This is a genomic window from Kitasatospora sp. NPDC093102 (assembly GCF_040683915.1).
Taxonomy (GTDB): domain Bacteria; phylum Actinomycetota; class Actinomycetes; order Streptomycetales; family Streptomycetaceae; genus Kitasatospora.
In genome coordinates, this window is record NZ_JBFBFA010000001.1 from 58,919 (window position 1) to 84,530 (window position 25,612).

General features: G+C 72.3%; 26 protein-coding genes and 1 tRNA gene. 9 read left to right on the forward strand and 18 right to left on the reverse strand.

The window, feature by feature from the left end; translation table 11 throughout:
* Nucleotides 1–94 precede the first annotated feature (94 nt).
* Both pelF and AB0O11_RS00275 read right to left on the reverse strand, forming a co-directional pair.
* Nucleotides 95–1,609: a GT4 family glycosyltransferase PelF gene (gene pelF, locus AB0O11_RS00270; protein WP_363380062.1), complete on the reverse strand. Its 1,515-nt coding sequence runs from the start codon at nt 1,607–1,609 to the stop codon at nt 95–97.
* Nucleotides 1,610–1,720: 111 nt separating this feature from the next.
* Nucleotides 1,721–4,084: a hypothetical protein gene (locus AB0O11_RS00275; RefSeq protein ID WP_363380064.1), complete on the reverse strand. Its 2,364-nt coding sequence runs from the start codon at nt 4,082–4,084 to the stop codon at nt 1,721–1,723.
* A 352-nt stretch (nt 4,085–4,436) separates the two neighbouring features.
* Between AB0O11_RS00275 and AB0O11_RS00280 the strand changes: the two genes are divergently transcribed.
* Nucleotides 4,437–5,426, forward strand: a complete 990-nt coding sequence (locus tag AB0O11_RS00280; RefSeq protein ID WP_363380066.1) for a tyrosine-protein phosphatase — start codon at nt 4,437–4,439, stop codon at nt 5,424–5,426.
* On the opposite strand, the gene AB0O11_RS00285 is transcribed toward AB0O11_RS00280, so the two are convergent.
* The 8 genes from AB0O11_RS00285 to AB0O11_RS00320 all read right to left on the reverse strand — a co-directional run bounded on the left by AB0O11_RS00285 (nt 5,413) and on the right by AB0O11_RS00320 (nt 10,435).
* Nucleotides 5,413–6,318, reverse strand: a complete 906-nt coding sequence (locus AB0O11_RS00285; RefSeq protein ID WP_363380068.1) for an RNA polymerase sigma factor SigF — start codon at nt 6,316–6,318, stop codon at nt 5,413–5,415. The two genes, AB0O11_RS00280 and AB0O11_RS00285, sit on opposite strands and share 14 nt — an antisense overlap.
* 144 nt (nt 6,319–6,462) lie before the next feature.
* Entirely contained in the window at nt 6,463–7,245 is a 783-nt protein-coding gene (locus tag AB0O11_RS00290; protein WP_363381231.1) for an RNA polymerase sigma factor SigF, read from the reverse strand.
* Between the two features lie 352 nt (nt 7,246–7,597).
* A complete protein-coding gene (locus AB0O11_RS00295) occupies nt 7,598–7,891 on the reverse strand; it encodes a Dabb family protein (protein WP_363380071.1) in 294 nt (97 codons plus the stop codon).
* A 79-nt stretch (nt 7,892–7,970) separates the two neighbouring features.
* The gene (locus AB0O11_RS00300) at nt 7,971–8,135 is read right to left on the reverse strand and encodes a hypothetical protein (RefSeq protein ID WP_224276854.1); all 165 of its coding nucleotides are present in this window, start codon (nt 8,133–8,135) and stop codon (nt 7,971–7,973) included.
* A 483-nt stretch (nt 8,136–8,618) separates the two neighbouring features.
* Nucleotides 8,619–8,705: transfer RNA gene (locus AB0O11_RS00305), tRNA-Ser, on the reverse strand.
* A gap of 67 nt (nt 8,706–8,772) precedes the next feature.
* Nucleotides 8,773–9,300 carry a tRNA adenosine(34) deaminase TadA gene (gene tadA / locus AB0O11_RS00310; RefSeq protein ID WP_363380074.1) on the reverse strand — a complete coding sequence of 176 codons (528 nt, stop codon included), beginning with the start codon at nt 9,298–9,300 and terminating at the stop codon, nt 8,773–8,775.
* A gap of 50 nt (nt 9,301–9,350) precedes the next feature.
* Nucleotides 9,351–9,887: a tRNA adenosine deaminase-associated protein gene (locus AB0O11_RS00315; RefSeq protein WP_363380077.1), complete on the reverse strand. Its 537-nt coding sequence runs from the start codon at nt 9,885–9,887 to the stop codon at nt 9,351–9,353.
* A 344-nt stretch (nt 9,888–10,231) separates the two neighbouring features.
* The gene (locus AB0O11_RS00320) at nt 10,232–10,435 is read right to left on the reverse strand and encodes a hypothetical protein (RefSeq protein ID WP_363381234.1); all 204 of its coding nucleotides are present in this window, start codon (nt 10,433–10,435) and stop codon (nt 10,232–10,234) included.
* Between the two features lie 195 nt (nt 10,436–10,630).
* Between AB0O11_RS00320 and upp the strand changes: the two genes are divergently transcribed.
* Nucleotides 10,631–11,266, forward strand: coding sequence for a uracil phosphoribosyltransferase (gene upp / locus AB0O11_RS00325; protein ID WP_224276860.1), 636 nt, complete (start codon nt 10,631–10,633; stop codon nt 11,264–11,266).
* Nucleotides 11,267–11,356: 90 nt separating this feature from the next.
* On the opposite strand, the gene AB0O11_RS00330 is transcribed toward upp, so the two are convergent.
* The 4 genes from AB0O11_RS00330 to AB0O11_RS00345 form a co-directional block, all read right to left on the reverse strand.
* The gene (locus AB0O11_RS00330; protein WP_363381236.1) at nt 11,357–12,013 is read right to left on the reverse strand and encodes a LytR C-terminal domain-containing protein; all 657 of its coding nucleotides are present in this window, start codon (nt 12,011–12,013) and stop codon (nt 11,357–11,359) included.
* Between the two features lie 274 nt (nt 12,014–12,287).
* A complete protein-coding gene (locus AB0O11_RS00335; protein WP_030061387.1) occupies nt 12,288–12,584 on the reverse strand; it encodes a type II toxin-antitoxin system VapB family antitoxin in 297 nt (98 codons plus the stop codon).
* Nucleotides 12,585–12,906: 322 nt separating this feature from the next.
* Entirely contained in the window at nt 12,907–14,073 is a 1,167-nt protein-coding gene (locus tag AB0O11_RS00340; protein WP_363380080.1) for a hypothetical protein, read from the reverse strand.
* 94 nt (nt 14,074–14,167) lie between these two features.
* Nucleotides 14,168–14,827, reverse strand: coding sequence for a rhomboid family intramembrane serine protease (locus tag AB0O11_RS00345; protein ID WP_363380081.1), 660 nt, complete (start codon nt 14,825–14,827; stop codon nt 14,168–14,170).
* A gap of 95 nt (nt 14,828–14,922) precedes the next feature.
* Between AB0O11_RS00345 and AB0O11_RS00350 the strand changes: the two genes are divergently transcribed.
* Together AB0O11_RS00350 and AB0O11_RS00355 are read left to right on the forward strand one after the other, a co-directional pair.
* Nucleotides 14,923–15,441: a YbhB/YbcL family Raf kinase inhibitor-like protein gene (locus tag AB0O11_RS00350; protein WP_363380083.1), complete on the forward strand. Its 519-nt coding sequence runs from the start codon at nt 14,923–14,925 to the stop codon at nt 15,439–15,441.
* Between the two features lie 9 nt (nt 15,442–15,450).
* Nucleotides 15,451–16,335, forward strand: coding sequence for a hypothetical protein (locus AB0O11_RS00355; RefSeq protein WP_363380086.1), 885 nt, complete (start codon nt 15,451–15,453; stop codon nt 16,333–16,335).
* Here AB0O11_RS00355 and AB0O11_RS00360 read toward each other — a convergent pair.
* Nucleotides 16,332–17,297, reverse strand: a complete 966-nt coding sequence (locus tag AB0O11_RS00360; protein ID WP_363380088.1) for a YafY family protein — start codon at nt 17,295–17,297, stop codon at nt 16,332–16,334. The genes AB0O11_RS00355 and AB0O11_RS00360 overlap by 4 nt on opposite strands.
* Nucleotides 17,298–17,406: 109 nt before the next feature.
* Between AB0O11_RS00360 and AB0O11_RS00365 the strand changes: the two genes are divergently transcribed.
* Nucleotides 17,407–18,882: an MFS transporter gene (locus AB0O11_RS00365; RefSeq protein ID WP_363381238.1), complete on the forward strand. Its 1,476-nt coding sequence runs from the start codon at nt 17,407–17,409 to the stop codon at nt 18,880–18,882.
* A 69-nt stretch (nt 18,883–18,951) separates the two neighbouring features.
* On the opposite strand, the gene AB0O11_RS00370 is transcribed toward AB0O11_RS00365, so the two are convergent.
* On the reverse strand, nt 18,952–19,236 hold the full coding sequence (locus AB0O11_RS00370; protein WP_363380090.1) for a DUF2087 domain-containing protein: 285 nt from the start codon (nt 19,234–19,236) through the stop codon (nt 18,952–18,954).
* Nucleotides 19,237–19,304: 68 nt separating this feature from the next.
* On the reverse strand, nt 19,305–19,946 hold the full coding sequence (locus tag AB0O11_RS00375) for an HhH-GPD-type base excision DNA repair protein (RefSeq protein WP_363380093.1): 642 nt from the start codon (nt 19,944–19,946) through the stop codon (nt 19,305–19,307).
* 265 nt (nt 19,947–20,211) lie between these two features.
* Between AB0O11_RS00375 and AB0O11_RS00380 the strand changes: the two genes are divergently transcribed.
* The 4 genes from AB0O11_RS00380 (at nt 20,212) to AB0O11_RS00395 (ending at nt 24,778) form a co-directional block, all read left to right on the forward strand.
* Nucleotides 20,212–20,559, forward strand: a complete 348-nt coding sequence (locus tag AB0O11_RS00380) for a DoxX family protein (protein WP_363380095.1) — start codon at nt 20,212–20,214, stop codon at nt 20,557–20,559.
* A gap of 214 nt (nt 20,560–20,773) precedes the next feature.
* The gene (locus AB0O11_RS00385) at nt 20,774–23,284 is read left to right on the forward strand and encodes a terpene synthase family protein (protein ID WP_363380097.1); all 2,511 of its coding nucleotides are present in this window, start codon (nt 20,774–20,776) and stop codon (nt 23,282–23,284) included.
* Nucleotides 23,285–23,422: 138 nt separating this feature from the next.
* The gene (locus AB0O11_RS00390) at nt 23,423–24,220 is read left to right on the forward strand and encodes a VOC family protein (protein WP_363380100.1); all 798 of its coding nucleotides are present in this window, start codon (nt 23,423–23,425) and stop codon (nt 24,218–24,220) included.
* 48 nt (nt 24,221–24,268) lie between these two features.
* Nucleotides 24,269–24,778 (forward strand): DinB family protein, encoded by a 510-nt coding sequence (locus AB0O11_RS00395; RefSeq protein ID WP_363380103.1) that lies wholly within the window; start codon nt 24,269–24,271, stop codon nt 24,776–24,778.
* Nucleotides 24,779–24,805: 27 nt separating this feature from the next.
* On the opposite strand, the gene AB0O11_RS00400 is transcribed toward AB0O11_RS00395, so the two are convergent.
* The gene (locus tag AB0O11_RS00400) at nt 24,806–25,501 is read right to left on the reverse strand and encodes a winged helix-turn-helix domain-containing protein (protein ID WP_363380106.1); all 696 of its coding nucleotides are present in this window, start codon (nt 25,499–25,501) and stop codon (nt 24,806–24,808) included.
* Nucleotides 25,502–25,612: the final 111 nt, after the last annotated feature.

Below are 25,612 nucleotides of genomic sequence, written 5' to 3' on the forward strand. Positions count from 1 at the left end.
TCTCTTGCTGCGCTCGTTCATGCACCCACCTCGCTGCGCTCGGCGGCCGCTTCGCGGGACGCGCACCTCTTGATCGTTCTCTTGCTGCGCTCGTTCACGCGCCCACCTCGCTCGGCTCGGGTCGGGCGGCGGCCAGCTGCTGGTCCCAGTCGGGGCTGGGGACCTGGTCGGTGACGGCGACCATGCCGCCGGGCATCCAGCGGGCGGTGCCCAGGAGTTCGGTGTAGATGCCGCGGAAGCCGTCGATGTTCTGGCGGAGGGTGAACTGCTCGATCACTCGCAGCCGGGCGCCCTCGCCGAGCCGGGCACGCCGTTCGGCGTCGCGCAGCAGCTCGATCGCGGCGGCCGCCATCGGCTCGGGCTCGCGCGGTGGGACGACCAGCCCGGTGTCGCCGACGGCCTCGCGGACCCCGCCGACGTCGGTGGAGACGGTCGCGCGGCCGCAGGACATCGCCTCGATCAGGGTGAACGGGAAGCCCTCGCTGATGCTGGAGAGCATGACCACGTTGCCCGCCGCGTACGCGTCGGTGATGTCGGCGACGCGGCCTTCGAAGGCCACCGACTCGGCTATGCCGAGCTCGGCGGCCAGGGCTATGCAGCGGTCCCGGTACGCCTCGCCGCCCTTGGGAGTGCCGCCGAAGAGCCGCAGCCGCGCCTCGGGGATCTCGCGTTGGACGATGGCGAAGGCCTGGATCAGCGTCTCCAGGTCCTTGATCGGGTCGACCCGGCCGGCCCAGCTGAGGGTCGGCGTCTCGGGCTCGGGGCCGGCCGGCGGGAAGGCCGCCGGGTCCACCCCGTTGTAGACGGTGCGGATGTGCGAGGACGGCGTGCCGCCGCGCTCCTCCCAGCGCCGGTTGTACCGGTTGCCGGGGGTGACCAGCGCGGCCTGCCGGTAGCTCTCCTCGGCGAGCATCCGGTAGAAGCCGAGCAGCAGCGCCTTGACCGGCCAGCGGTACGGGCCGGTGCGGTAGCCGAGGTAGCGCTCGCGCAGGTAGATGCCGTGCTCGGTGAGCAGAAACGGTACGCCGTACTGCTGGGCGGCGATCAGGCCCGGCAGGGTGGCGAGCCCGCCGCTGGCCGCGTGCGCGACGCCGTCCTTGGGCGGCTCGACCGAGAGCGGCCGCAGGGCGTGCTCCAGCAGGTCGGTGGCGTTCAGGGCGTCGTGCAGGGTGGGCCGGGACACGGCGGTCGGCAGGTAGTCGCGGGTCCACACGTGCTGGAGGGTGCGCAGCGCTCGCTCGCTGCGCAGCGCCGGGCCGAGCAGCCCGTGCCGGGCGAGGTCGGCGAAGTTGTACAGCTCGGTGCCGAAGTGGGTGGTGTAGACCGGATCGAGGATGGAGTGCAGGAAGCGCTCGTACGCGTTGAGGAAGCGCCGCATCTCCTTGCCGCGGGGTGGCCGGCCTTCCGAGGCCGCCCCCCACAGCGGTGCGGTGGTGACCGACCGCACGTTGGCGGGCAGCTCCCAGGCCAGTGGTTCGTGGCCGGTTCCGGTGACGGCGATGACGTCGAACTCGACGTCAGGCATGCCTTGAACGAGCTGGTCGCACCAGACGCTCACGCCGCCGTGCTGGTGCGGATACGTCCCCTCGGTGAGCAGGGTGACGCGCATTCCTGTCCCCCCTCCTGTTCTTGCGTCGGTTCCGGCCTGGATGACCGGAACGGGAGCCGTGGTGGGGCCGGGCCGGGCGACCGGCCCGACCCCATCAGCGGGTGGTGCCGGTTACCGGTTGCCGGAGCGTCCGGTGGTGCTGCTCGGCGTGGCCGTCCCCCCAGAGGCCTTGCCGTTCTTCGTCGCAGCCTTGTCGCCGTGGCCGTTTCCGCCCTGACCGATGTTGCCAGCGGTGACGTCCTTCCCTGGCACCGGGGTTCCGCTACCCGGGACGAGGGACGGAGCGGGCTTGCGGGTGGTGTCGCTCGGGCCCACCGGAACCGGGGTGGCGACGCCCTGCGGCACGACCTTCTTGTCCGCCGGCACCGGGGCCGGGACGGACTTGGCCGCGACGCTCGGCGCGACGGCGGCCGGGGCGGTCGGCGCGGACGGCAGCTGCAGGGTGATGCTGCTCTGCAGCGCGCCCGGGGACACCCAACCCGAGAGGCTACCGGCGTAGGACGAACCGAACCCGGTCGTTCCGATGGCCAGCTTCTGAGCAGTTCCGGTCGGCATGGTGGCCTGGACCTGAACGCCGGACGGAGCGTTCACCGTGATGGTGCTGCCGACCCGGTAGGCGGTGACCTGGCCGGAGGCGAGGGCGGTGTTCCAGGCCGCGCGGCGCTGGAACTCCTGGCCGATCTCGCGCTGGCTCAGGTTCACGATCGGGGCGTTGTCCGCGTGCAGCGAGCGGTAGGTGCCGAGGATCTTCTCCAGCACCGGGTACAGGATGCGGTCCTCGGACAGGTTCGACTGGTGCACGAAGTGCGGCCGGGGGTCGTTGTTCAGCACGTGGCCGAGGTCGATCCGCGCCTCCAGCGGCACGATGTACGACTGGTAGCCGGTGGTGGTGTCCAGCGGCTGGGGCAGGCAGGTGGAGTTGGCGTTGTTCTCGCAGACGCCGCTGCCGCCGTTGGCCTTGCTGGTGTAGATCCAGTTGTACTCGTCGGCCTCCTCCTTCGCCGTACCGGCGTTGTAGAAGACGTTCATCGGGTACCGCGGCACGGTCAGGGTGGACGTGCCGACGGGCCGCTGGCCGGTCTCGCGGGAGGCGTCGCTGGCGGTGAACCTGATGCCGTTGGCGGCCAGCGCCGGCGCCAGGTTCGGGTTGTCGCTGGTCTCCTGCGGGGCGGTCAGCAGGCCGGAGTGCTCGCCGGTGACCAGGGACTGCGGGTCGAAGCCCAGGCCGTTCGCAGTGGCCCAGTCGGCGTTGTTCTTGATCTGGGAGGAGATGGTGTTCTGGTCGACCCAGACGGTGGCGCCCGCGGCGTTCTTGGCGCAGACCCACGGCACCACGGTGACGTTCTGCTCGCAGCCCAGGTACGGGTGGGTGTAGGTGTGGTTGACCCACCGGTAGCTGTTCTGGTCGGCGATCATCTGGTTCGCCGTGGGGTCCACCGTGGTCTGGTGGTCGGCCTTCCAGTCCTCGCTGCCGCCACCGTTGAACACCATGTCCAGGGTGAAGTTGTTGGCGGCCTGCCACTGCTTGAGGTGGTTGGCGTCGTCGACGGTCATCCGGATCGGGTTGGCGGTGTCCGGGGTGCCGGGCGGACAGGTGACGTCACCGGGGGTGCACTTGAGCACGGTGTCCCAGCGGTCGTCGGCCAGGAAGACGTCGTCCACGTGGGTGGCGAAGTAGTTGCGGTCGTAGCCGAGGTGGACGCCCTGGGTGATCCAGTCGACCATGCCGCGGGCCAGCAGGCGGTACTGCTGCTGGTACTGGTTGTAGACGAACGTGACGACCAGTTCCTTGCGGCCGTCGTGGGTGTACTCGCCGACCAGTGAACCGCGCGCGGTCGTGTTGGGTATCGGCGCGTCGACCAGCGGGACGAACGAGGCGCCGGCCGGCAGGCTGGCGAGCGGAGTGGCCAGGTAGCCGTAGCTCTCGCTGACGTTCGGGTCGTTGTCCTCGAACGGGACGCTGCCCTTGAGGTACCCGAACGGGCCCGAAGTTCCGGCTGCGGTGGTGGCGCCCTGGAATCCGTCCAGCGTGCCCACGAATCCGGGATTCTGGGCGTAGTTCAGGCCGACCGCCGGATTGGCCCACGTGTACGCGTCGATCTGGCGGACGTTGAATGCGGCTTCGTAGCTCGCGATCGCGGTCATCTCGGCGGCACTGTTGGGGAAGGGGTTTTCGTTGGGCAGCACGATGCCCTGGAACTTCCCCCGGGGCTGGCCGTTCACCGTGTCACTCAGGAAAGCGGAGTTGATGACGGGACGGTTGGGGTCATTGAGGCTGATGACCTTGTGGGGCGTGCCCTGGCTCTTCAGCTCGGCGGTGATGGCCGCGACGGACGGGCCGCCGTCGTCGACGACCAGGATGGTGAGGTCGATCCTGGGCGGCGTGGTGTCGCCGTGGGCCAGGGTGGTCTGCAAGCCGCTGGCCAGCAGGACTGCCGCCGCGCACGCGGCGACTCTTCGGGTCGCTCGACCCATGGTGATCCTCCCCTTGGGGCGGGCGGCGCTGCTCGGCGCTCGCCTGCCCGTGTAGCTGTTCGCGGGCAGCAGGCTGCCCGGGCCCATCCTGGTCGAGGGACGGCGGTGCGAGGGACCAATTGGGCGAGAGTGCAGCGAACCTGTTACCAACGTTCATGGCGATGCCATGAAGGCGCTGATTGTGACCGGAACCGCACCGTCGGCGCAAATAATGAATTGAAAATGAAAAACCGGAAGCCGAGCGCTACACGTGGTTACCGACGGTGCCGCTCGGTGGGGCGGGCGGGAGACCTACACTGTCGTTGTTGCGCATGACACTCTTGCACATCCCGCCGCCCCGTTGGGCAGGTTCATGCAATATCGGGCGCCGTTGTGCCATGTGACAGTCCGAATATGCAATGGAGGCGCTCGCGTGGTCGATCAGCATACCGAGGCCGGGGGATTCCGGGGCGTGCGGAATGCGTCACCGGGGCCGGACGGAACGCCGCTGGTCGGGCGCAGTCTCGGTTTGCGGGGCGCGCTGAATGCCCGGGATCTGGGCGGGTACCGGGCGGCTGACGGGCGGATTCTCCGGTGCGGGGTGGCGCTGCGCAGCGATGGCCTGAACCATGTCACCGCCGAGGACCTCGGCCCGCTCGGCGCGCTCGGCCTGCGCAGCGTGGTGGACCTGCGGAGCATGGACGAGGTCCGCGAAGCCGGTCTGGACCGCCTGCCCGGAGGTGTGACGCTCCATCACCTGCCGCTGCTGGCGGCCGACTTCGACATCTTCCTGCTGATCCGCGACGCGCTGGCCGATCACAGCCCGCAGCGCCAGCGGGCGCTGCTCGGCGACGGTCGGGCGGCCGCCCTGATGACCGGCCTCTACCGCTGGTTCGTCACGGAGCCGGTGGCGCGCGAGCGCTTCGCGACCCTGCTGCGCCTGCTGGCCGCCCCGGAGGGGCCGCCACTGCTGTTCCACTGCTCCGCGGGCAAGGACCGCACCGGTTGGGCCGCCGCGCTCCTGCTGACTGCCCTCGGGGTGGACCGCGGGACCGTCCTGGCCGACTACCTGCTCACCAACGAGCGCTCCGCCCCGGTGGTGCGGCGGGTGCTGGACGACTTCGGCACCCGCGGCCTGATGCGCGAGCCCGACCTGCTCCTGCCGGTCCTCCGGGCCGACGACGGCTACCTGGGCGCGGCCTTCGCGGAGGTCGAGGCCGGCTGGGGCGGCTTCGACGCGTACTGGCGGGACGGGCTCGGGCTGGACGACGAGGTGCTCGCCGGGCTGCGGGCCAACCTGCTGGACGGCCCGGGTGCCGAGCGCAGCGGCCCGGCCCCGGGCGGCCGGCTCAGCCCTCGTTGATCAGCCCCTCGCGCAGCTGGGTCAGCGTCCGGGTGAGCAGCCGGGAGACGTGCATCTGGGAGATCCCGATCTCCTCGCCGATCTGCGACTGGGTGAGGTTGCCGAAGAACCGCAGCATGATGATCCGGCGCTCGCGCGGCGGCAGTTTGGCCAGCAGTGGCTTGAGCGACTCCCGGTACTCCACGCCCTCCAGCGCGAGGTCCTCGTAGCCGAGCCGGTCGGCCAGCGGTCCGTCGCTGTCCTCCTCGCCGGCGCCGGAGTCGAGCGAGCTGGCGGTGTACGCGTTGCCGACCGCGAGGCCCTCGACCACGTCCTCCTCGCTGACCCCGAGGCAGGCCGCCAGCTCGGCGACGGTGGGGGAGCGGTCCAGGCGCTGGGAGAGCTCGTCGCCGGCCTTGGTGAGCGCCAGCCGCAGCTCCTGGAGCCGCCGCGGCACCCGCACCGACCAGCTGGTGTCCCGGAAGAAGCGCTTGATCTCGCCGACCACGGTGGGCATCGCGAAGGTCGGGAACTCCACCCCGCGCTCCGGGTCGAACCGGTCGATCGCCTTGATCAGGCCGATGGTGCCGACCTGGACGATGTCCTCCATCGGCTCGTTGCGGCTGCGGAAGCGCGCCGAGGCGTACCGGACCAGCGGCAGGTTGAGCTCGATCAGGGTGTCGCGGACGTAGGTGTGCTCGGCGCTGCCGGGGTCCAGCGCGGCCAGCCGCAGGAACAGCGAGCGGGAGAGCGTCCGGGTGTCCAGCCCGGAGCCGGGCGGCGTCTCGGGTCCCGCGTCGGGGCCGGGCGGCCGGGCCGGTTCGACCCGCTGCCGCGGAACCAGGTCCTCGACGACGGCCGTGCCGTTGGCCTGGCCAGCGTGGATCTCCGCAGTGCCCAGCTCTCCGGACATGCACCCACCCCCTTGTGACTGTCGGTTGAACGGGGGCCGTCGCGCGGAGGTTCCCGGCGAGGGCCTTCCCCCTCCATACCGGAACACGGTCCACGGCAAACCCGAACGTCGCAAGATGTCACGCCGGGGTAACTCGCTGCAATCTCACTCTTCCCAGGAGTTGCCGGTCCGAAGCCTGGTCAGGATCCGTGAGAGCAGCCGGGACACGTGCATCTGGGACATCCCCAGCTCGGTGCTGATCTGGGACTGGGTCAGATTGGCGAAGAACCGCAGCATCACGATCCGTCGCTCCCGCTCGGGGAGCTGGACCAGCAGGTGGCGGACCATGTCCCGGTGCTCGACCTCGGCCAGCGCGGAGTCCTCGTAGCCGAGCCGGTCGAGCAGGGCGAGCCCGCCCTCGTGCTCCTGCGCGGCCTCCAGGGAGGCCGCGTTGTAGGCCCGTCCGGCATCCAGGCAGGCCCGCACGTCCTCCTCGGGGATCCGCAGGCTGGCGGCGATCTCGGGCACCTTGGGCGCCCGTCCGTGCAGCACCGTCAGCTCCTCCATGGCGCCGCTGACCTGGACCCACAGCTCCTGGAGCCGGCGCGGGACGTGCATGGTGCGGACGTTGTCGCGGAAGTAGCGCTTGATCTCGCCCAGGATCGTCGGCAGTGCGTAGGTGGGGAACTGGACGCCGCGGCCGGGGTCGAAGCGGTCGATCGCGTTGATCAGGCCGATGGTGCCGACCTGGACGACGTCCTCCATCGGCTCGCTGCGGCTGCGGAAGCGGGTGGCCGCGTAGCGGACCAGCGGGATGTTCACCTCGATCAGGGCGGCCCGGACCCGGTCCCGCTCGGGAGTGCCGGGGGGCAGCTCGGCGAGCCGCTCGAACAGCACCCGGGTCAGCGTCCGGACGTCCACGACGGGGCGGCCGCCGGGGCCGCGCAGCCGGTCCGGGCGGAGCTCGCCGGCCGGGCTGGTGATCGCAGCCAGCACTTCGTCCACGGACACCTCACCCCTCCCAAAGTCGTCAACGGCGGGCCCTGCGGAGCGGGTGTCACGGCTGGTTCACCACCTCGCCATGTCCGGCAAAACCGGTCATAGCATCACAAGGTGGGCACAGGTCGGGCAAGCACCCGGCGGAGGTGTGTTGGTGGGGTGTTCAACCTTCCCGGGCCGGCCTGCGAAGCGCGGCAAGGATCGCTCCGGAACGGAGCAGGGCGCCCCGCCCGGAGGCCGGACGGGGCGCCGCGGTCCGTCCGGGGGAAGGGCCCGGGACGGGCTCGGGCCGGATGGGTGCTCAGACCTCGATGTCGGCGATCACCCAGGTGGCGAACTCGCGCCAGAGGCCGGCCGCGGCCTGGTGGTCCGGGTGGGTCAGGTAGGCCCGGAGGGCGTCCCGGTCCTCGACCAGGCTGTTGATCGCGTAGTCGTACGCGATGTCGCGCTCGGTGGTGTTCCAGCCGCACTCCCACTCGCGCAGCTCGGGGATCGCCGAGCCGAGCGCGTCGAAGGCCTTGGCGCCGGCGAGCACGCGCTCTTCGTCCTTGCTGACGCCTTCGTTGAGCTTGAACAGGACCAGGTGCCGGATCACGATTGCCGCTCCTCGCGGACGGGGACAGAGGGTCCCGCTCACCGTAGCCGGTGCGCGGGGCCCGGCCGTGGACCGCCCGTCACTTGATCAGACCGGTCATGAAGGTGCCGACCGCCTTGGCCGCGTTCGAAATCCCCTCGAACCCGAGCTGGACCAGCTGGGCGGACCGGGAGGGCGAGGTGATGATCGAGTAGAGCACGAAGACGAGCAGGAGGACCATGCCGATCTTCTTCGCCTGCGCCATCGGGTGACCTTTCTCCCAGCTGTGGGCCGCCGTCATCCGGTCCCCGAGCGGCCTGCAGGGGGCAGCTTATCCACCCGGACGGGCTATCAAGTGTGCGACGCGTTCGGCCGGCGGGACGAAGGTCCCCGCGAGTGGGGCCTTTCTCCGGGTTCCCGGTCCCGGGCCGGGCGGCAGGATGGAAGACGTGCCGAGGATCTGGCAGGAATCCCCGGTACGTGGATCCGGAGCTCCCCGCTGTGGGACCGGTCGCCGCGGCTTCCCCCGGTGCGGCACCGGTTGTGGGACTCCGCAGGGGGAGCGGTCAGTCCCCCCGAGCCGCTCCCCCCTCCAGGCTCCGCATGGACCGGGCACCGGTGGTCACCGGCCCGGCGTGCGGAGCCCTTTTCCGTGCCCGCGCCGGCCTCGTGCGCGGCGGAGGGACGAACGCCGGTGGGACAAACGCCGAGGGCCCGTCCGGATCGGACGGGCCCTCGGGCTTTCGAGCGGTAGCGGTGGGATTCGAACCCACGGTGGAGTTGCCCCCACACACGCTTTCGAGGCGTGCTCCTTTGGCCGCTCGGACACGCTACCGAGAGGAACTCTACCGGAGGGGTGGCGCAGTCACGAAATCCGTATCGCCGCGGCGGTCGGCGGGCCCTCAGCGGTGGGTGTCGAAGAAGGCGCGCAGCTGCTCGCCGCACTCCTCGGCGAGGACGCCCCAGATCACCTCGGGGCGGTGGTTGAGCCGGCGGTCGCGCATCACGTCGAAGAGCGAGCCGGCCGCGCCGGCCTTCTCGTCGAGGGCGCCGTAGACCACCCGGTCGATCCGGGACAGCACGATGGCGCCGGCGCACATGGTGCACGGCTCCAGCGTGACGACCAGCGTGCAGCCGCTCAGGCGCCACTCCCCGGCCTTCCGGGCCGCCTGCCGGATCGCGACCACCTCGGCGTGCGCGGTCGGGTCGCCGACCGCCTCACGCTCGTTGTGGCCGCGTCCGATCACCTCGCCGTCCGGGCCCAGGACGAGCGCCCCGACCGGTACGTCCCCGGTGGCCGGCGCCAGCGCGGCCTCGGCCATGGCGAGGCGCATCGGCGCCGCCCAGCGGTCGCGGACCGGGTCGGGGCGGACGGGGGCGGGCAGCGAGGGGACGTGCGGGACGGTCAGCGAGGTGGATGCGGGCTGCATGGCATCCAGTGTCGGGCATCCGGTGGTGGACACCGGTACGACCGACGGCGCTACCGGACGGCCTCCAGGACCTCGCCGCAGCCCAGGGCCTCGGCGATCTCCTCCAGGGCGTCGCCCGGCACCGCGCCCTCGCCGCTGAGTGCGAGCAGCTCGTCGGAGGCGAGGCCGAACTCGGTGAGGAGGTGGGCGTCGCCGAGCGGGCCGACCGGGACGCCGCCGCGGGCTTCGGCCTCCTCCTCGTCCTGCTCCTCCGCCTCCTCGGCCTCGTCCAGCAGGTGGTCCAGGTCGCCGAACTCGCTCTCGCCGGCCTGGTCGACCAACTCGTCGGTGAGGACGGAGCCGTAGGAGCTGCGGGCGGCGGCGGCGCCGTCCGACACGAAGATCCGCGGGTCCTCCTCCCCGTCCACACGGACGATGGCGAACCAGGCGTCCTCCTGTTCGATGAAGATCAGGACGCTGTCGTCGTCCTGGGTGGAGTCGCGGGCCAGATCGGCCAGATCGGCCAGGGTTTCGACGTCGTCGAGCTCCGTCTCGCTCACATCCCACCCGTCCTCGGTGCGAGCAAGCACTGCAGCGAAGTACGCCACCAGGGACACTCCCAAGATCGTCGGTCTCGGCTGTCGGCGCGCACGGGCAACGCGAAAATCTGGCCGCCCCCGCGCCAGAGGCGGTCCGCTTGTTCGGACCGTCCCATCGGAATCGTGACAGAAAGGCCGCCCTCGCGGGGGGTGTTCGGCAGCGCGTCTTTGCAGGTCGTGTCGGAAGGACCGGGTGGCGGACGGCAAAGCCGTGTCGGACGGTCCGAAGCCGGTCGAAATTTGCTCCGAACGCCCGCCGGGGCCGCCGCGGGCCCCTTCCCGGGTTCGCCCGGGGGCCGCGCCGGAGGCGTGCCGCGATCGCGTCGGGGTGGTGCGGGCCGCTCCGGGTCGTGTCAGATCCGGAAGGTCCGCATCCGCATCGCCTCGCGCATCCGCCGCTCCTTGGTCCGCCGGGGCTGGACCCGCTCCCGCAGCTCGCGGGCCTCGGTGAGCTCGCGCAGGAAGACGGCCCGCCGCTTGCGGCGCTCCGCCTCGGTCTCCGGGTGGTCGTACGGCGGGCCCGGGCTGGGGCCCGCCCCGTCGACGGGCTCGTCCATCGAGCCGTCCCCGGCGTTCGGGTTGCTCGTCACAAGAGGTGACATTCCCAGAACGGCCCGGTTGATACCACAGGGGGCACATCCGTCCGGACATCCGCGAAGGGGCGCGCCGTGTCACGAGGGCGTCACCCGGACCGGCGCCCGGTGGGGCACGGCGAGTCGTACACCCGTCCAGGACCGGGCTAACCTCGGTACATGCGTCTCCACGTCGTCGACCACCCCCTGGTCGCCCACAAGCTCTCCACCCTGCGCGACGAGCGCACCGACTCGCCGACCTTCCGTCGCCTGACCGACGAACTGGTGACCCTCCTCGCCTACGAGGCCACCCGGGACGTCCGCACCGACGAGGTGGAGATCACCACGCCCGTGGCGGTCACGCTGGGTACCCGGCTCAGCTACCCGCGCCCGCTGGTGGTCCCGATCCTGCGGGCCGGCCTCGGCATGCTGGACGGGATGACCCGACTGCTGCCGACCGCCGAGGTGGGCTTCCTCGGCATGGTCCGCAACGAGGAGACCCTGGAGGCCTCCACCTACGCCACCCGGATGCCGGATGACCTCTCCGGCCGCCAGGTCTACGTGCTCGACCCGATGCTGGCCACCGGCGGCACTCTGGTCGCCGCGATCAAGATGCTGATCGAACGCGGTGCCACCGACGTCACCGCCGTGGTGCTGCTGGCCGCCCCCGAGGGCGTCGAGGTGATGCAGCGGGAGCTGGCGGACCTGCCGGTCACCGTGGTCACCGCCGCCCTGGACGAGCGGCTCAACGAGAACGGCTACATCGTCCCCGGCCTCGGCGACGCGGGCGACCGGCTGTACGGCACGGCCGGCTGAGCCTCCCCACCCGACCCACCGAACACCGAGAGCCCCCCGGCACTGCGTCTGCCGGGGGGCTCTCGGTGTTCGGTGTCCCAGCAGCTGGTCTCAGCAGCTGCTGGTGGCGGTCGGCGCCGGGGTCGGCTTGGTGGCCAGCGCGAGGGCCGCGGCCGCCTGGGTCTCGTCCAGCAGGGCGTTGTAGCTGTCGCCGATCACGAAGTCCACGCTGCCGTCGGTGCGGGCGTCGGCGGTGACGGCGGCGCCGGCGATCTGCGAGCCGACCAGGGTGCCCGCGCCGGCGCCGGCCGGACCGGCGATCACCTGGGCGGTGCCGGGCACCTTCTTGTCCAGCTCGGCCGGGGCGTTGCCGACCTTGCCGATGACGAAGCCGCGCTTCTTGAGCTCCTCGGCCGTCCGGCCGGCCAGACCGGCCTTGCTGGTGGCGTTGTAGACGTTCACGGTGACCGCGGCGGGCTGCGGGACCGCGTGCGGGTCGTCCTGCGCGGCGGCGGGCGCACCGGAGTCGCCGGGGGCGGCCAGCGGCTTGCCGGACGCGGTCGCGCAGGCCTGCGCCGAGGCGTCCTTGTTCCTGCCGCTGAAGATGCCGTACAACTGCAGGCCGCCGAGCGTGATCAGGGCCAGGGCGAGCAGGCCGGCGAGCGCGCCGATCACCTTGCGGCTCTTCTTCGGAGGCCGGCCCAACCGCGGGTAGGTATTGCCGGTGACCCGGTACTGCTTCCCCTTGAGGCCTTGGGGAGTCAACATGCTCACGGTTTGTCTCCCCCTCGTGCCAGGGCGGGGTCGGGATGACGGATCGGCCGGGTGGGGACCTCCCCCGGTGCGGGCGGAATCCCCTGGTCGCGGCCGTAGTCAGCAGCGTAGTGCCGTACGGCTTCGAAGGTACTAAACGATCATCATCTGGCGTACCCCGGTACCCGAACGGGGGTACCGGGGTACGTGCGGACCGCCCTCCGCCGGATGGCGAGGGGGCGGTCCGGAAAGCCCGTGGTGGTCCGGCGGTTCCTGTGACGGGGGCCCGTCACTCCATCTCGAGGACGCGGGCGTGCAGCACCTGGCGCTGCTGCAACGCGGCCCGGACGGCCCGGTGCAGGCCGTCCTCCAGGTAGAGGTCGCCGTGCCACTTCACCACGTGGGCGAAGAGGTCCCCGTAGAACGTCGAGTCCTCGGCCAGAAGGGTTTCGAGGTCGAGTTGCCCCTTGGTGGTCACCAGCTGGTCGAGTCGCACCGGGCGTGGGGCGACGTCAGCCCACTGGCGGGTGCTCGTCCGGCCGTGATCCGGGTACGGCCGCCCATTGCCGATGCGCTTGAAGATCACACGGAAAGCCTACCGTTTGGGCGGCGGATGGCGCAGCAGCCACGGCCCCGCCACGCGCGCCGGTGTGAACTGCGGGTGGACGAATACGGCAGTTTGATGGGAAATGTCGCGAACATCGCCCCGGCGCCGATCGGGTTCCGCCGATGCCGAAGCGTTCCGAAGCGTTCCGATCCGCTCAGGAGAGTGCGCCGCCGTCCTCCGATCTCACCCCTCGGCCGTCCGGGAGGCCGCCGAGGGGTACGGCAGGACCAAAGCGGGCGGCGGCTCGGGCAGGAGGGCTCCCGCTGCCCGTTCGGGACGTCCGAGCGGCGGCGCTGACCGGTCAGCCGGAGAGCGCGGCACCGATCCGGTCCAGGGAGGACAGCCGCATCAGGCCGTAGTGGTAGAACTCCACCTCGGGGACGCCGAGTTCGCGAAGGGTGATGATCTTGGTGGAGAGATTCTCCGGGCCGTCGCAGTCGGAGGACATCGGGCGCAGGATCACCGCCATGGACTGCGGGCGGACGCCGTGCAGAGCGAAGGCGGCGATCTTCTCCCGGACCGCCTCCGGGGTCTTCGCGTAGCCGAGGGTCTCGATCTGGTCGGCGGCCCTGGCGAGGGCGGGCAGGTCGATGCCGGAGAGCCAGCCCGTGCCCGGGCCGCCGCCGTCCAAGAAGCTCAGCCGCATGCCGTGCCGGCGGGCCTGCTCGGAGAGCTCGGCGGCCAGGGAGGTGACGGTGGCGGCGGAGGCGTCCACGTAGGCGGCGAAGGCGCCGTCGGCGAGGGCGCTCAGGTCGGCGGGCTCGGCGGCGGCGGACTCGTCGGCCAGCCGGCGGCGCAGCTCGGTGCGGACCGCCTCGGCCACCTCCTCGGCCGGGACTCCGGCACCGGAGGCGGCGGCGCGGCAGTGCGGGCAGAAGCAGACTCCGAGCAGGGCCTCGGCGGTCGGGCCCAGCTCCTCGAAGTAGCGCTCGTGGTGGTAGCCGTGGCGCAGCCCGTGGAAGTGCAGGGACTCGGCGCGGATCGCGTCCACGCCGTACCGGGCCAGTTCGGCGACCAGGGTCAGGGCGTACTCCCGGACCTCCGGGTTCGCCGGGCAGAGCTCGGTGAGGTGGCGGTCGCCGAAGGCGTTGGCCGGGGCGCAGTCGGGGTGGGCGAAGCCGAGCCGGTCGTTGTGGCAGAAGACCGTCCAGGCATGCAGCTTCAGGCCTCGGCGGCGGGCCTCGGCGGCGGCCTCGGCGAAGGGGTCGCGGTCGCCGATCGCGGTGGACGGCGCCGGGGCCAGCCGACGGCCCTGCCAGGCGGCCGGGTCGGGGCGGAAGTACGCCGCGCCCGGTTCCAGGTAGCGGACCACCCGGCGGGGGTTGTGCGGGAAGACGTCGCGGGCCTCGTGGTAGACGGAGGCGAGGGTGACGCCGCCGACCCCGGCGCGGTCGGTGAGGTTGCCGAAGAAGGTGTCGGCGCCCTCGTCGAGCAGGTCGGTGGCGAAGGCGAGGACGGACGACTCCACGGTGCGGCTCCGGGGCTGGGGGAGGGGGAGCGGCCCACGCTAGCCGCAGGGGCGGGATTGGTCTATACCTGATGCCCCGGGCGGCGCGTCGGCCTCACAGGCCGAGCTCGTCCAGCTGCTTGAGCAGGGCGGAGCCGGGGCTGTTCGGGGTGCTCGCCTGCTGCGGGGGCTGCTGCGCGGCCGGCCGGTTGCGCAGCAGGGCGGCGGCGGCCAGTCCGCCGATCAGCCCGCCGAGGTGGCCCAGCCAGCTGACGCCCGGGGTGAGCGGCAGCACCCCGAGCAGGATGGTCGAGTAGACCACCGCGATGACGAGGCCGACCACCGCGTCCAGCACGTTGCGGTCCAGGACCCCGCGCAGCACCACGTAGCCGAGGTAGCCGTAGACCATGCCGCTCGCACCGGCCGTCACGGTGTTCGGGCTCTCCAGCAGCCAGACCAGCAGCCCGCCGGACACCAGGATCACCAGGCTGGCCAGCAGGAACTTCTTCATGCCGCGGTAGGCGGACAGGAAGCCGAGCACGAACAGCGGCCAGGAGTTGGCCTCGATGTGGCTCCAACTGAAGTGCAGGAACGGCATGGTGAACATCTCGGGCAGGTCGCCGACCTGCTCCGAGCGCAGGCCGAACTCCCGCGAAAGCCCGTAGTCGTCCAGCCAGTTGACCACCTGTACGGACCAGATGACGGCCTGGATGCCGAGCATGGCGACCAGTGCGCGGCGGGAGTCGGCGAACAGTTGGGCGAATTTGGCGGCCATGTCTCGACTGTAGGGCCTGTCACCGTGCGGCGGGACCGGATGTGCACCCCACTACAGTGACCCGTGTCATTCCGACCGTGAGAGGTGGCAACCCCATGAGTGAGCGCGCGCCGCTGCCGTACGAGTTCCTGCCGCAGGTGCCGTCCTTCCCGCTGAGCAGCCAGGACATCACCGAAGGCGGCAAGCTGGGCCAGGAGTACATCCACGCCGGCGGCAACCTGTCGCCGCAGCTGGCCTGGTCGGGCCTGCCGGAGGGCACCCGGAGCATCGCGGTCACCTGTTACGACCCGGACGCGCCGACCGGCTCCGGCTGGTGGCACTGGCTCGCCCTCAACCTGCCCGCCGACACCACCGGACTGCCGCGCGGCGCCGGCTCCTCGGACGCCGGCCTGCCCGGCGAGGACTCCTTCCACGGCCGCAACGACTTCCCGGGCAACCAGTACGACGGTGCCGCCCCGCCGCCCGGCGCCCCGCACCGCTACGTCTTCGCGGTGCACGCGCTGGACGTGGAGAAGCTGGACGTCGCCGCCGACACCCCGCCGGCCCAGGTGGGCTTCAACCTCACCTTCCACGCTCTGGGCCGGGCGCTGCTGACCGCCGAGTACGGGGTCTGAGCAATGCCGGTGTCCGATCGTCCGGTCGAGGTCTGGCGGCTGCCCGAAGGGGAGTGGAAGGCCGGTCGCCGGGCCCTGACCTGGACGGTTGGGCCGGACGGGGAGCTGGCCGTCCTGGTGGTGCCGGAGCAGTACGTGGCACCGGCCGGTTCGTGGCCGCCCGCCCGGCTGCCGTTCGACGGCGAGGTGGTGGTGCACGACCCGCAGGGCGAGTGGCGGATTCCGCTCACCGGGGCCGGGGTCCCGCCGGACCTCCTGGCGCTGCTGCCGGGCGGGCGGGTGCTGCTGGCCGGACGCCGGGCCGACGAGCAGGCGGACGGCTGGGAGCGCAACGGCCAGGTGTTCGGGCCGGACGGCCGGCTGACCCGGGAGCTGCAACTCGGCGACGACGTCGTGGCATTGACCACCGACCGGGACGGCCGGATCTGGCTGGTCTTCGGGGACGAGGGCAACTACGGCGACAACCCGCTCGGCCAGTACGGCCTGGTCGGGCTGGACACCGCCGGGCGGATCGTCTGGCGGCCGGACTTCAAGACCCTGGGCGACCACCCGCTGGAGGGGCTCGCCGCCGCCACCGAGGGACGGCGGGCCTGGCTGGCCTGGTACGGCGACGGCAGCCACCTCACCGGGATCGACCCCGCCGAGGCCAAGCCGGTCGTCATGCGGCTGCCGGCCCGGCAGCCGATGGGCTTCGCGATCGCCGGGGACCGGGCCGTGTTCCTCCAGCCCGGCGGCGAGCTGATCCGGTGCGAACGGGAGAGCCGCAAGGGCTGGCGGGAGGTGCGCCGCGAGCGGGTGGGCGTCCTCGGGGACCTCGACCGGGAGCGCGCGTACGGCCGGGACGGCGTGCTGTGGTTCCGGTCCGGCAACGGCTGGTTCCGGGTGGAGGCCTAACCCTCCTGGCCCGCCGCGTGGTGGGCGCGGGCGGCGAGCCTGCGCAGGTGCTCGCGCAGTGCCGGCGGCTCGTGCACCTCGAAGGCGCAGTCCAGCGAGAGCAGCCGCATCGCCGTCCACTCCAGGGAGTCGGAGCGGGAGCGGAGGAGGCAGCTGTGCGCGTCGATCGGCGTGACCTCGGAGTCGCCCGGGGAGAGGCCGTGGCGGACCCGCTCGGCCGGGGCGTGCACGGTGGCGACCACGGTGCCGCTCGGTGACGGGCGGCGCAGCTTGCCCGCCACGTACGCGGCGGCGTCCTCGGCGGGGAGCGGGCGCGGGGTGAAGCGGACGCCGGTGGCGGCCGGACCGCTCAGCCGGTCGACCCGGAAGAGCCGCCAGTCCGCGCGGTCCAGGTCGTAGCCGACCAGGTACCAGCGGCGGCCGACCGAGACCAGCCGCTCGGGCTCGACCTGCCGCCTGCTCTCGGCGCCGTCGTACGCCCGGTATCCGAAGCGCAGCCGTTCCCGGGCGGTGACGGCACTGGCGAGCACGGTGAGGTCCTCCGGGTCGACGGTCGGGCCGTCCCCGGTGAGCAGCGGCACGGTCGCGGAGTTGAGCGTCCCGACCCGCTGCCGCAGCCGGCCCGGCAGCACCTGGAGCAGCTTGCCGAGCGCCCGCACCGAGGCCTCCTCGATGCCCACCACGGCGTGCCCGGCCGCCGCGCGGAGCCCGACCGCGATGGCCACCGCCTCCTCGTCGTCCAGCAGCAGCGGGGGCATCGCCGTGCCCGCGACCAGCCGGTAGCCGCCGACCGCGCCCATGCTGGCCCGCACCGGGTATCCCAGCTCGCGCAGCCGGTCGATGTCGCGCCGGATGGTGCGGGGGCTGACGCCGAGCCGCTCGGCGAGCTCGCTGCCGGGCCACTCGCGGGGCGTCTGGAGCAGGGACAGGAGGCTCAGCAGCCGGGCCGGGGTGTCGGTCATGCCACCCAGCATGCCGGAACAACTGGGACAGGTTCTGACCTACATGGCCGTTACCGTCGTGGACGTGGAGAAGAGCGTCGTGGACGCGGAGAAGAAAGAGGAGTACGGAATGAGCACCCCGGCAGCGGACCGGCGGAGGTGGATCGCGCTGACGATCGTGATGGTCGCCTCCTTCATGGACCTGGTGGACGTCACCATCGTCAACATCGCCATCCCGAGCATCCAACAGGACACCGGCGCCTCGTTCAGCGCCATCCAGTGGGTCACCGGCGGCTACGCGCTGGCCTTCGCGATCGGGCTGATCACCGGCGGTCGGCTGGGCGACATCCACGGCCGCAAGCGGGTGTTCCTGATCGGGATCGGCGGCTTCACGCTGGCCTCGGCGCTGTGCGGGCTGGCCTCCGGCCCGGAGATGCTGGTCGCGACCCGGCTGCTCCAGGGCGGGACGGCTGCGCTGATGGTGCCGCAGGTGCTGTCGATCATCCACGCGACCTTCCCGGCGGAGGAGCGCGGCAAGGTGTTCGGCCTGTTCGGCGCGGTGGTCGGGCTGGGCGCGGTCTCCGGTCCGATGATCGGTGCGCTGCTCACCGAGTGGGACCTGTTCGGTCTGGCCTGGCGCCCGATCTTCCTGATCAACCTGCCGGTCGGCATCGCCGGGCTGTTGCTCGGCCGCCGCTTCATCGACGAGTCGAAGGCCGACCAGGCGCTGAAGCTGGACCTGGCGGGCGTGGCGCTGGCCAGCCTCGGGCTGCTGATGCTGATCTACCCGCTGACGCACGGCCGGGAGGCCGGCTGGCCGCTGTGGGGCTACCTGTCGATGGCCGGGAGCCTGCCGGTGTTCGCGCTGTTCGTGGTGTACGAGAAGGTCAAGACGCGGCGGGACGGCTCGCCGCTGGTGGAGCTGGCGCTGTTCCGGGTGAAGTCCTTCGCGGCCGGGATCTGCGTGCAGCTGGCCTTCGGTGTGGCGCTCGGCATCTACTTCCTGGTCTGGACCCTCTACATGCAGGTGGGGCTGGGCTGGAGCCCGCTCAAGGCCGGTGCGACCGGGATCCCGTTCTCCATCGCGGTCTCCACGGCGGCCGGGCTGTCGGTGCAGAAGCTGGTGCCGCGGTTCGGACGGAAGGTGCTCCAGGCGGGCGCGCTGGTGATGGCGGCGGGCGTGCTCGTCTACATCTGGGAGGCGGACCGGTACGGGACGGCGATCACGGCCTGGCAGATGGCACTGCCGCTGGTGGTGATGGGCCTCGGGATGGGGCTGGTCGTCGCGCCGATCACCGACGCGGTGCTGTCGGAGGTGCCGCGTGAGCACGCCGGTTCGGCGTCCGGGCTGATCAACACCGTGCAGCAGGTGGGCAACGCGCTCGGGCTCGGCCTGGTGTCGGTGGCCTTCTTCGGGGCGATGGACGACGTGGTCGCGCCGGAGGCGGTCGGAGCGGCGTTCGGCGGGGCCTTCGTGCACGCGATGTGGTGGGTCGCGGGAGTGCTGCTCGCGGTCTTCCTGCTGATGTTCGCGCTGCCGCGCAAGCGGGGGGCGGCGGTCGAGGACGCCGCACCGGAGCGGGAGTCCGAGGCTGTCCTGGTCTGACGTCCCTGCTGTGGTCGAGGGCCTTGGCCGCGCTGCGCGGCCGGGGCCCTCGGTCCGTGGGCGGTACGCCTACGCGGGGGTGCCGGCCCGCTGGTAGCTGCTGCCGTCCTTCGGGCGGGCCAGGTGCCCGGCCTCGACCAGGTAGCGGCGCAGGGCCGGGACGTCGTCGTGCACGGTGCGCAGGGTGTCGTTGACCTCGGCCTCGGTGTAGCTGCGGCCCGGCTCGAACAGGGTCTCTGCGAGGTGGGCCAGCAGCTGCTCCCGGCGGGCCGCCTTGCGGGGGACGGCGATCAGGCGGCCGTCGGGGGCGAAGAGGGCGGACACGCTGCGGGCGGCGGGGGTGGTTGCGGTCATGCCGGAAGCGTCACCCGGTGGGGTGGGGCGGGGCAATCGGTTTTCGCGGCCGGGGTCCGCCCGCCGGCTCAGCGGGCTCCGCTGGTCGCGGCGGTGGCGGTCCGGGTGGTGGTGCGGGGCTTGGCGGCGGCCTTCGCCTCCTTCGCGGCGCGCTTCATCTCCTGCTTGAACTCCCGTACCAGAATGAGGGATTCGGGGCCGGTGATGTCGGCGACCGAGCGGTGCGCGCCCTCCTCGCCGTACACCCCGGCCGCCTCGCGCCAGCCCTCGGGCCGTACCCCGTACTGCTTGCCGAGCAGGGCCAGGAAGATCTGCGACTTCTGCTTGCCGAAGCCGGGCAGGGCGTTGAGCCGGCTGAGCAGTTCCTTGCCGGTGCGGACGTTCTTCCACAGCGCGGCGGCGTCGCCGTCGTACTGCGCGACGAGGAACTGGCAGAGCTGCTGCACCCGTTTGGCCATCGCGGCCGGGTAGCGGTGGACCGCGGGCTTCGCGGAGAGGAGCGCGACGAACTCCTCCGGGTTGTAGGTGGCGATCTCGTGGGCGTCCAGATCGTCGTGGCCGAGGCGCTGGGCGATGGTCAGCGGGCCGGTGAACGCCCACTCCATCGGGACCTGCTGGTCCAGCAGCATGCCGACGAGCGCGGCGAGCGCACTCCGTCCGAGCAGTTCGTCGGCCTCGGGCTGCTGTGCTAGCCGAACGGTGGCGTCCATGGGCTTGCCCTCCTCGGAGTTGACGTCGGGTCGGCGCCCAGTCTGGTGGAAGCGGCGTAGGCCTACGCGGTCAACACGCCCGTAGTCGGGGAAGTCTTGTCTGTTGAACGCCTTGTCTGAGCTGCATCGTTCGTTGGCGGAGTGGGTCGGCGGGGGTGACGACGGGTCGCTGCGGACAAATTTTTGCCCGCGCCTGTCACATCCGTCGGGTGCCCCGGGTCAGGGGAGTGTCGAACCGAACAGCCATCGAATGGGGAGCACTCCAATGTCCGTCGCCCACACCGCCGTCACCGTCCTCGGCGCCCTCATGGTCGGCTTCTCGGCCTGCTCCGTCCTCGCCGGCGCCGAGTACGTCGTGAAGCCCCTCGCCGACTACGGCGTTCCGCGCGCCTGGTGGACCTGGCTCGGCGTCGCCAAGGCGGCCGGCGCCCTCGGCCTGCTGGCCGGCCTCGTCGTCCCGGCCGTCGGCTACGCGGCCGCGGTCGGCGTGGTCCTCTACTTCCTCGGCGCCGTCATCACCGTCGTCCGCGCCCGCGCCTACGCCCACGTCCCCTTCCCCCTCCTCTACCTGGCCCCCGTCGCCGCCTCCCTCGCCCTCGGCCTCGCGTCCTGAGGCCGGACCCCGGCCTCCGCGGCCTCCGGATCCTCGGTGCGTGCAGGGGGCGGGCGTGGGGGCGTGCGGGGTGTGGGGGAGCGCTCGGCCGGGTGGGCGGTTCTGCGCGGAGGCGGCGAGTCATTTCATATGACTGTTTCTGTTGTGCCGGTACGGCGAGCTGACGTCGGGTCATTCTTGGTCCAATCGACGCGTCCAGAAAGGCCCGCCCGCCGTGACCCAGCCGTTCGAACTGCCGTCCTTCTACGTGCCGCACCCGGCGCGGCTCAACCCCCATCTGGACGAGGCGCGGGCCCATTCCACCGCCTGGGCCCGGGAGATGGGGATGCTGGAGGGCTCCGGAATCTGGGATCAGGCCGACCTGGAGGCCCACGACTACGGCCTGCTCTGCGCGTACACCCATCCCGACGCACCCGCCGAGGCGCTGTCGCTGGTCACCGACTGGTACGTGTGGGTCTTCTTCTTCGACGACCACTTCCTCGACATGTACAAGCGCACCAACGACCGCGAGGCGGGCAAGGCCCACCTCGACCGGCTGCCGCTGTTCATGCCGGCCGACCCGGCCGCCGAGCTGCCCGAGCCGGAGAACCCGGTCGAGGCGGGCCTGGCCGACCTGTGGCGGCGCACCGTGCCGGCGATGGGCGAGGACTGGCGGGTCCGCTTCGCCGAGAGCACCCGGAACCTGCTCAACGAGTCGCTCTGGGAGCTCGCGAACATCAACGAGGGCCGGGTGGCCAACCCGGTCGAGTACATCGAGATGCGCCGCAAGGTCGGCGGCGCGCCCTGGTCCGCGCAGTTGGTCGAGTATGCCGCCGACGCCGAGGTGCCCAAGGAGGTGTCGGGTTCGCGGGCGCTGCGGGTGCTGATGGACGCCTTCTCCGACGGGGTGCACCTGCGCAACGACATCTTCTCGTACCAGCGGGAGGTGGAGGACGAGGGCGAGCTGAGCAACGGGATCCTGGTGCTGGAGCGGTTCCTGGAGTGCTCCACCCAGGAGGCCGCCGAGGCGGTCAACGACCTGCTCACCTCGCGGCTCCAGCAGTTCGAGAACACCGTGTTCACCGAACTGCCCGTGCTGTTCGCGGAGACCGGGCTCGACCCGGCGGGCCGCGCCCGGGTGATGGCGTACGTCAAGGGCCTCCAGGACTGGCAGTCCGGCGGACACGAGTGGCACCTGCGCTCCAGCCGGTACATGAACGGCGGTGGGGCGGCGGCGGGTTCGGGCGGTTCCGGCGGGGTGGCACCCGGCTCGGGCGGCGCGCCGGCCGGGCTGCCGGGGCTGCCGGGTGGGTCCGGGGGCGGTAACTGGTGGGACCAGTACGCGATCGGCGGCATCGGCACCTCGGCGCTGGACATCCTGCGCAGCACGGCCGCGGGGGCCTCGGCGGCCTCGGTGGAGAGCGCGGCGTCGGCGGCCGGGGGCGCGGCGGGCCCGGCGGGGCGGCGGGCGAGGTCGTACAGCCACGTGCCGTACCAGGTCGTCGGGCCCTCCCGACTGCCCGAGTTCAAGCTGCCGTACGAACTCCGGCTGAGCCCCCACCTGGACGGCGCCCGGGAGCGCGTGGTCGAGTGGGCGGAGCGGATGGGACTGCTGGCGGTGGAGCCGGGCGTTCCCGCGTCCGGCATCTGGGACGCCGAGTCGGCGCGCGACTACGACCTCCCGCTCTGCGCGGCCGGCATCCACCCGGACGCCACGGCCGACCAACTCGACATCGCGTCGGCCTGGTTGCTCTGGGGCACCTGGGCCGACGACTACTACCCCCGGGCCTTCGGGCACACCCGTGACCTGGGCGGCGCCAAGGCCGCCAACGCACGGCTGTCGCTGTTCATGCCGGTGGACGGCACCCCCGCACCGGAACCCGTCAACGCGCTGGAGCGCGGCCTCGCCGACATCTGGGAGCGCACCGCCGGCCCGATGACCGTCGAGGCCAGGACCCGGTTCCGGGTGGCGGTCGAGGCGATGCTGGACAGCTGGATCTGGGAGCTGGGCAACCAGATCCAGAACCGCATCCCGGACCCGGTGGACTACCTGGAGATGCGCCGCTCCACCTTCGGCTCCGAGCTCACCACGAGCCTCTCCCGGCTCGGCCACGGGGAGACCGTGCCGCAGGAGGTGTACGACCACGGCTCGATGCGCGCGCTGGAGAACTCCGCGATGGACTACGCGTGCATGATGAACGACCTCTTCTCCTACCAGAAGGAGATCGAGTACGAGGGCGAGCTGCACAACGCCGTCCTGGTGGTGCAGAACTTCTTCAACTGCGACTACGAGTCGGCGGTCCGGATCGTCGACGACCTGATGCACTCGCGGCTGGGCCAGTTCCAGCACGTCGCGCAGAAGGAACTCCCGGTCATGTACGAGGACTTCGGGCTGGAACAGGCGGCCAGGGAGCTGCTCGACGGGTACGTGGGGGAACTGGAGAACTGGCTCGCGGGCATCCTGAGCTGGCACGAGGGCTGTCTTCGGTACGGGACGGCCGACCTGGAGCGGCACTACGGCGCGGGACGGGACCTGGCGGAGGCCTCGCAGGCCCGGCGGGCGGCCACGGCGGCCGCCACCGAGGCTCCGACGGCCCCCGCGGTGCCGCCGTTGCCCGTCCCCGGCCCCGAACGGGCCCCTGAGCCCTCGCCGGCCGTCCTGACCGGTGTGCTGCCGCTCGGCCCGACCGGCCTGGGTACGGCCTCGTTGCGGCTGCCGTCGGGCGGGACGGTGCCGCGGCAGTGAGCCGCTGACGGAGCGCCCCCGCGCGGGTCCATTTTTCTCCATCCCGCGCGGGGGCGCCGCGTCGTGGCTAGGCTGGCGAACCGGGGACCGGCGTGCGCCCTCCGGCGCGCGCACTTCGCCACACGCGAGGGCAGAGAGATGGCTGCGCTACCTGAGGGCACACCCTGTTGGGCCGACGCGATGTTCGCCGATCTGGAGGGCGCGAAGGCCTTCTACGGTGACGTGCTGGGCTGGACCTTCGGTGAGAGTTCGTCGGAGTTCGGCAACTACACCCGGGCGTACTCGGGCGGCAAGGCGGTCGCCGCGATCGTGCCGCCGATGCCCGGCATGGAGGCTCAGTCCGCCTGGTGCCTGTACCTGGCCTCGCCGGACGCGGCCGCCACTGCGGCGCGGATCCGCGCCAACGGCGGCGAAGTGGTCATGGGGCCGACGCAGATCGGCGACTTCGGCACGATGGTGATCGCCAGGGACCCGGCCGGCGTGGTGTTCGGCGTCTGGCAGGCAGGCCGGTACGAGGGCTTCGAGCAGCAGGGCGGGCCCGGCGCGTACAGCTGGGCCGAGCTGGTGACCCGTGAGCCCGCGAAGGCCGACGCCTTCTTCCCCGCGGTCTTCCCGTACGGCGTGAGGAAGATGGACCCCGAGGAGTTCGACTACCAGATGTTCCGGGTCGGCGACCGGCCGGTGCTGGGCCGGATGGGGGCGGAGGGCGTCCTGCCGCCCCAGGCGCCCTCGTACATCAGCGTCTACTTCGCGGTGGACGACACCGACGCCGCGATCGGGCGGCTGACGGCGCGCGGCGGCACGGTGTACTTCGGGCCGATGGACAGCCCGTTCGGCCGGTTCGCGGCGGTCGGCGACCCGCAGGGTGCGGCCTTCGGGCTGATCGACCTCGGACGGACGGCCGGCGAGCGGCCGAAGACGGTGGACGTCTCATGACACGGCGGGCGGCAGACCGGCCGACCCGGCAGGCGGGGGGAGTGACCCATGGGTGAGCGCGAGGAACTCGTCGAGACGCTCGACAAGCACCGCGGACTGCTGCGGCACACCGTCCGGGACCTCACCGACGAGCAGGCGGCCCGGCGCACCACGGTCAGCGAGCTGAGCCTCGGCGGCCTGATCAAGCACGTGGCGGCGGTCGAGGAACGCTGGGGGCGGTTCATGACCGGCGGCGCGGAGGCGATGCGGGGCCGGGACGGGCAGCACGGCCCCGGCAACGCGGACGCCTGGGCGGCCCAGTTCCGGATGGTGGAGGGCGACACCCTGGCCGGGCTGCTCGCCGAGTACGAGCGGGTGGCCCGTGGGACGGACGAGCTGGTCCGGACCCTGCCCGACCTCGACCTCGCCCATGAGCTGCCGTCCGCGCCCTGGTTCCCGCCGGGCACGGCCTGGTCGGTCCGGCGGGTGCTGCTGCACCTGATCGCCGAGACCGCGCAGCACGCCGGGCACGCCGACATCGTCCGGGAGTCGCTGGACGGGGCGAAGTCGATGGGCTGAGCGGCGCCGCCAGTGGTCGGACCGCCGTCAGGGCAGCTCCACGCCGAGGAGTTCGCGCAGCACCCGGCCGCCGTCCGGGGTGACCCGAAGGGCCCGTCCGGAGCCGATCCGCTCCACCCAGGCGCGGTCCAGGGCGGCCCGGTGGAGCGCCGCGCCCAGCGCCCCGCCCAAGTGCTTGCGGCGCTCCGTCCAGTCCAGGCAGCCGCGCACCACCGGGCGCCCGCCCCGGCGGCCCGCGCGCGGCGGCAGCTCGATCGCCTGCGCGGCCAGCCAGTCCCGCCCGAGCCCGGTGACGGCCAGCCCGCTCTCCTCGGTGACCAGGCCGCGGGCGAGCAGCGCGTCGGACACGGCCACGCCGAGGCGCCCGGCCAGGTGGTCGTAGCAGGTGCGGGCGCGGGCCTCGGCGCTCAGCCGGGTGGCCTCGCCCAGGGTGCGGGGCGCGGTCGCGGGGCCGGGGCCGGACTCGGCGAAGGCGGTGAGGTCCTCGATCAGCGTGGCCACCGCGGGTGTGGCCAGTCGGACGTACCGGTGCCGGCCCTGCCGCTCCTCGGCCAGCAGCCCGCCGGCGATCAGCCGGGACAGGTGCTCGCTGGCCGTGGACGGCGCGACGCGCGTGTGCCGGGCCAGTTCACCGGCGGTCCAGGCACGGCCGTCGAGCAGCGCGGTGCAGATGGCGGCGCGGGTGGGGTCGGCGAGCAGGGCGGCGAAGGCGGCGAGCGTCATGCCTCCATGGTCGGGGCACGGCGGCGTGTCCGTGGGCGTGTCCGTTGGCGCGCGGAGGGCTGTGTTCGGGGGTCGGGTCGCGTTCGGGGGTCGGGTCGCGTCCGGGGGCGG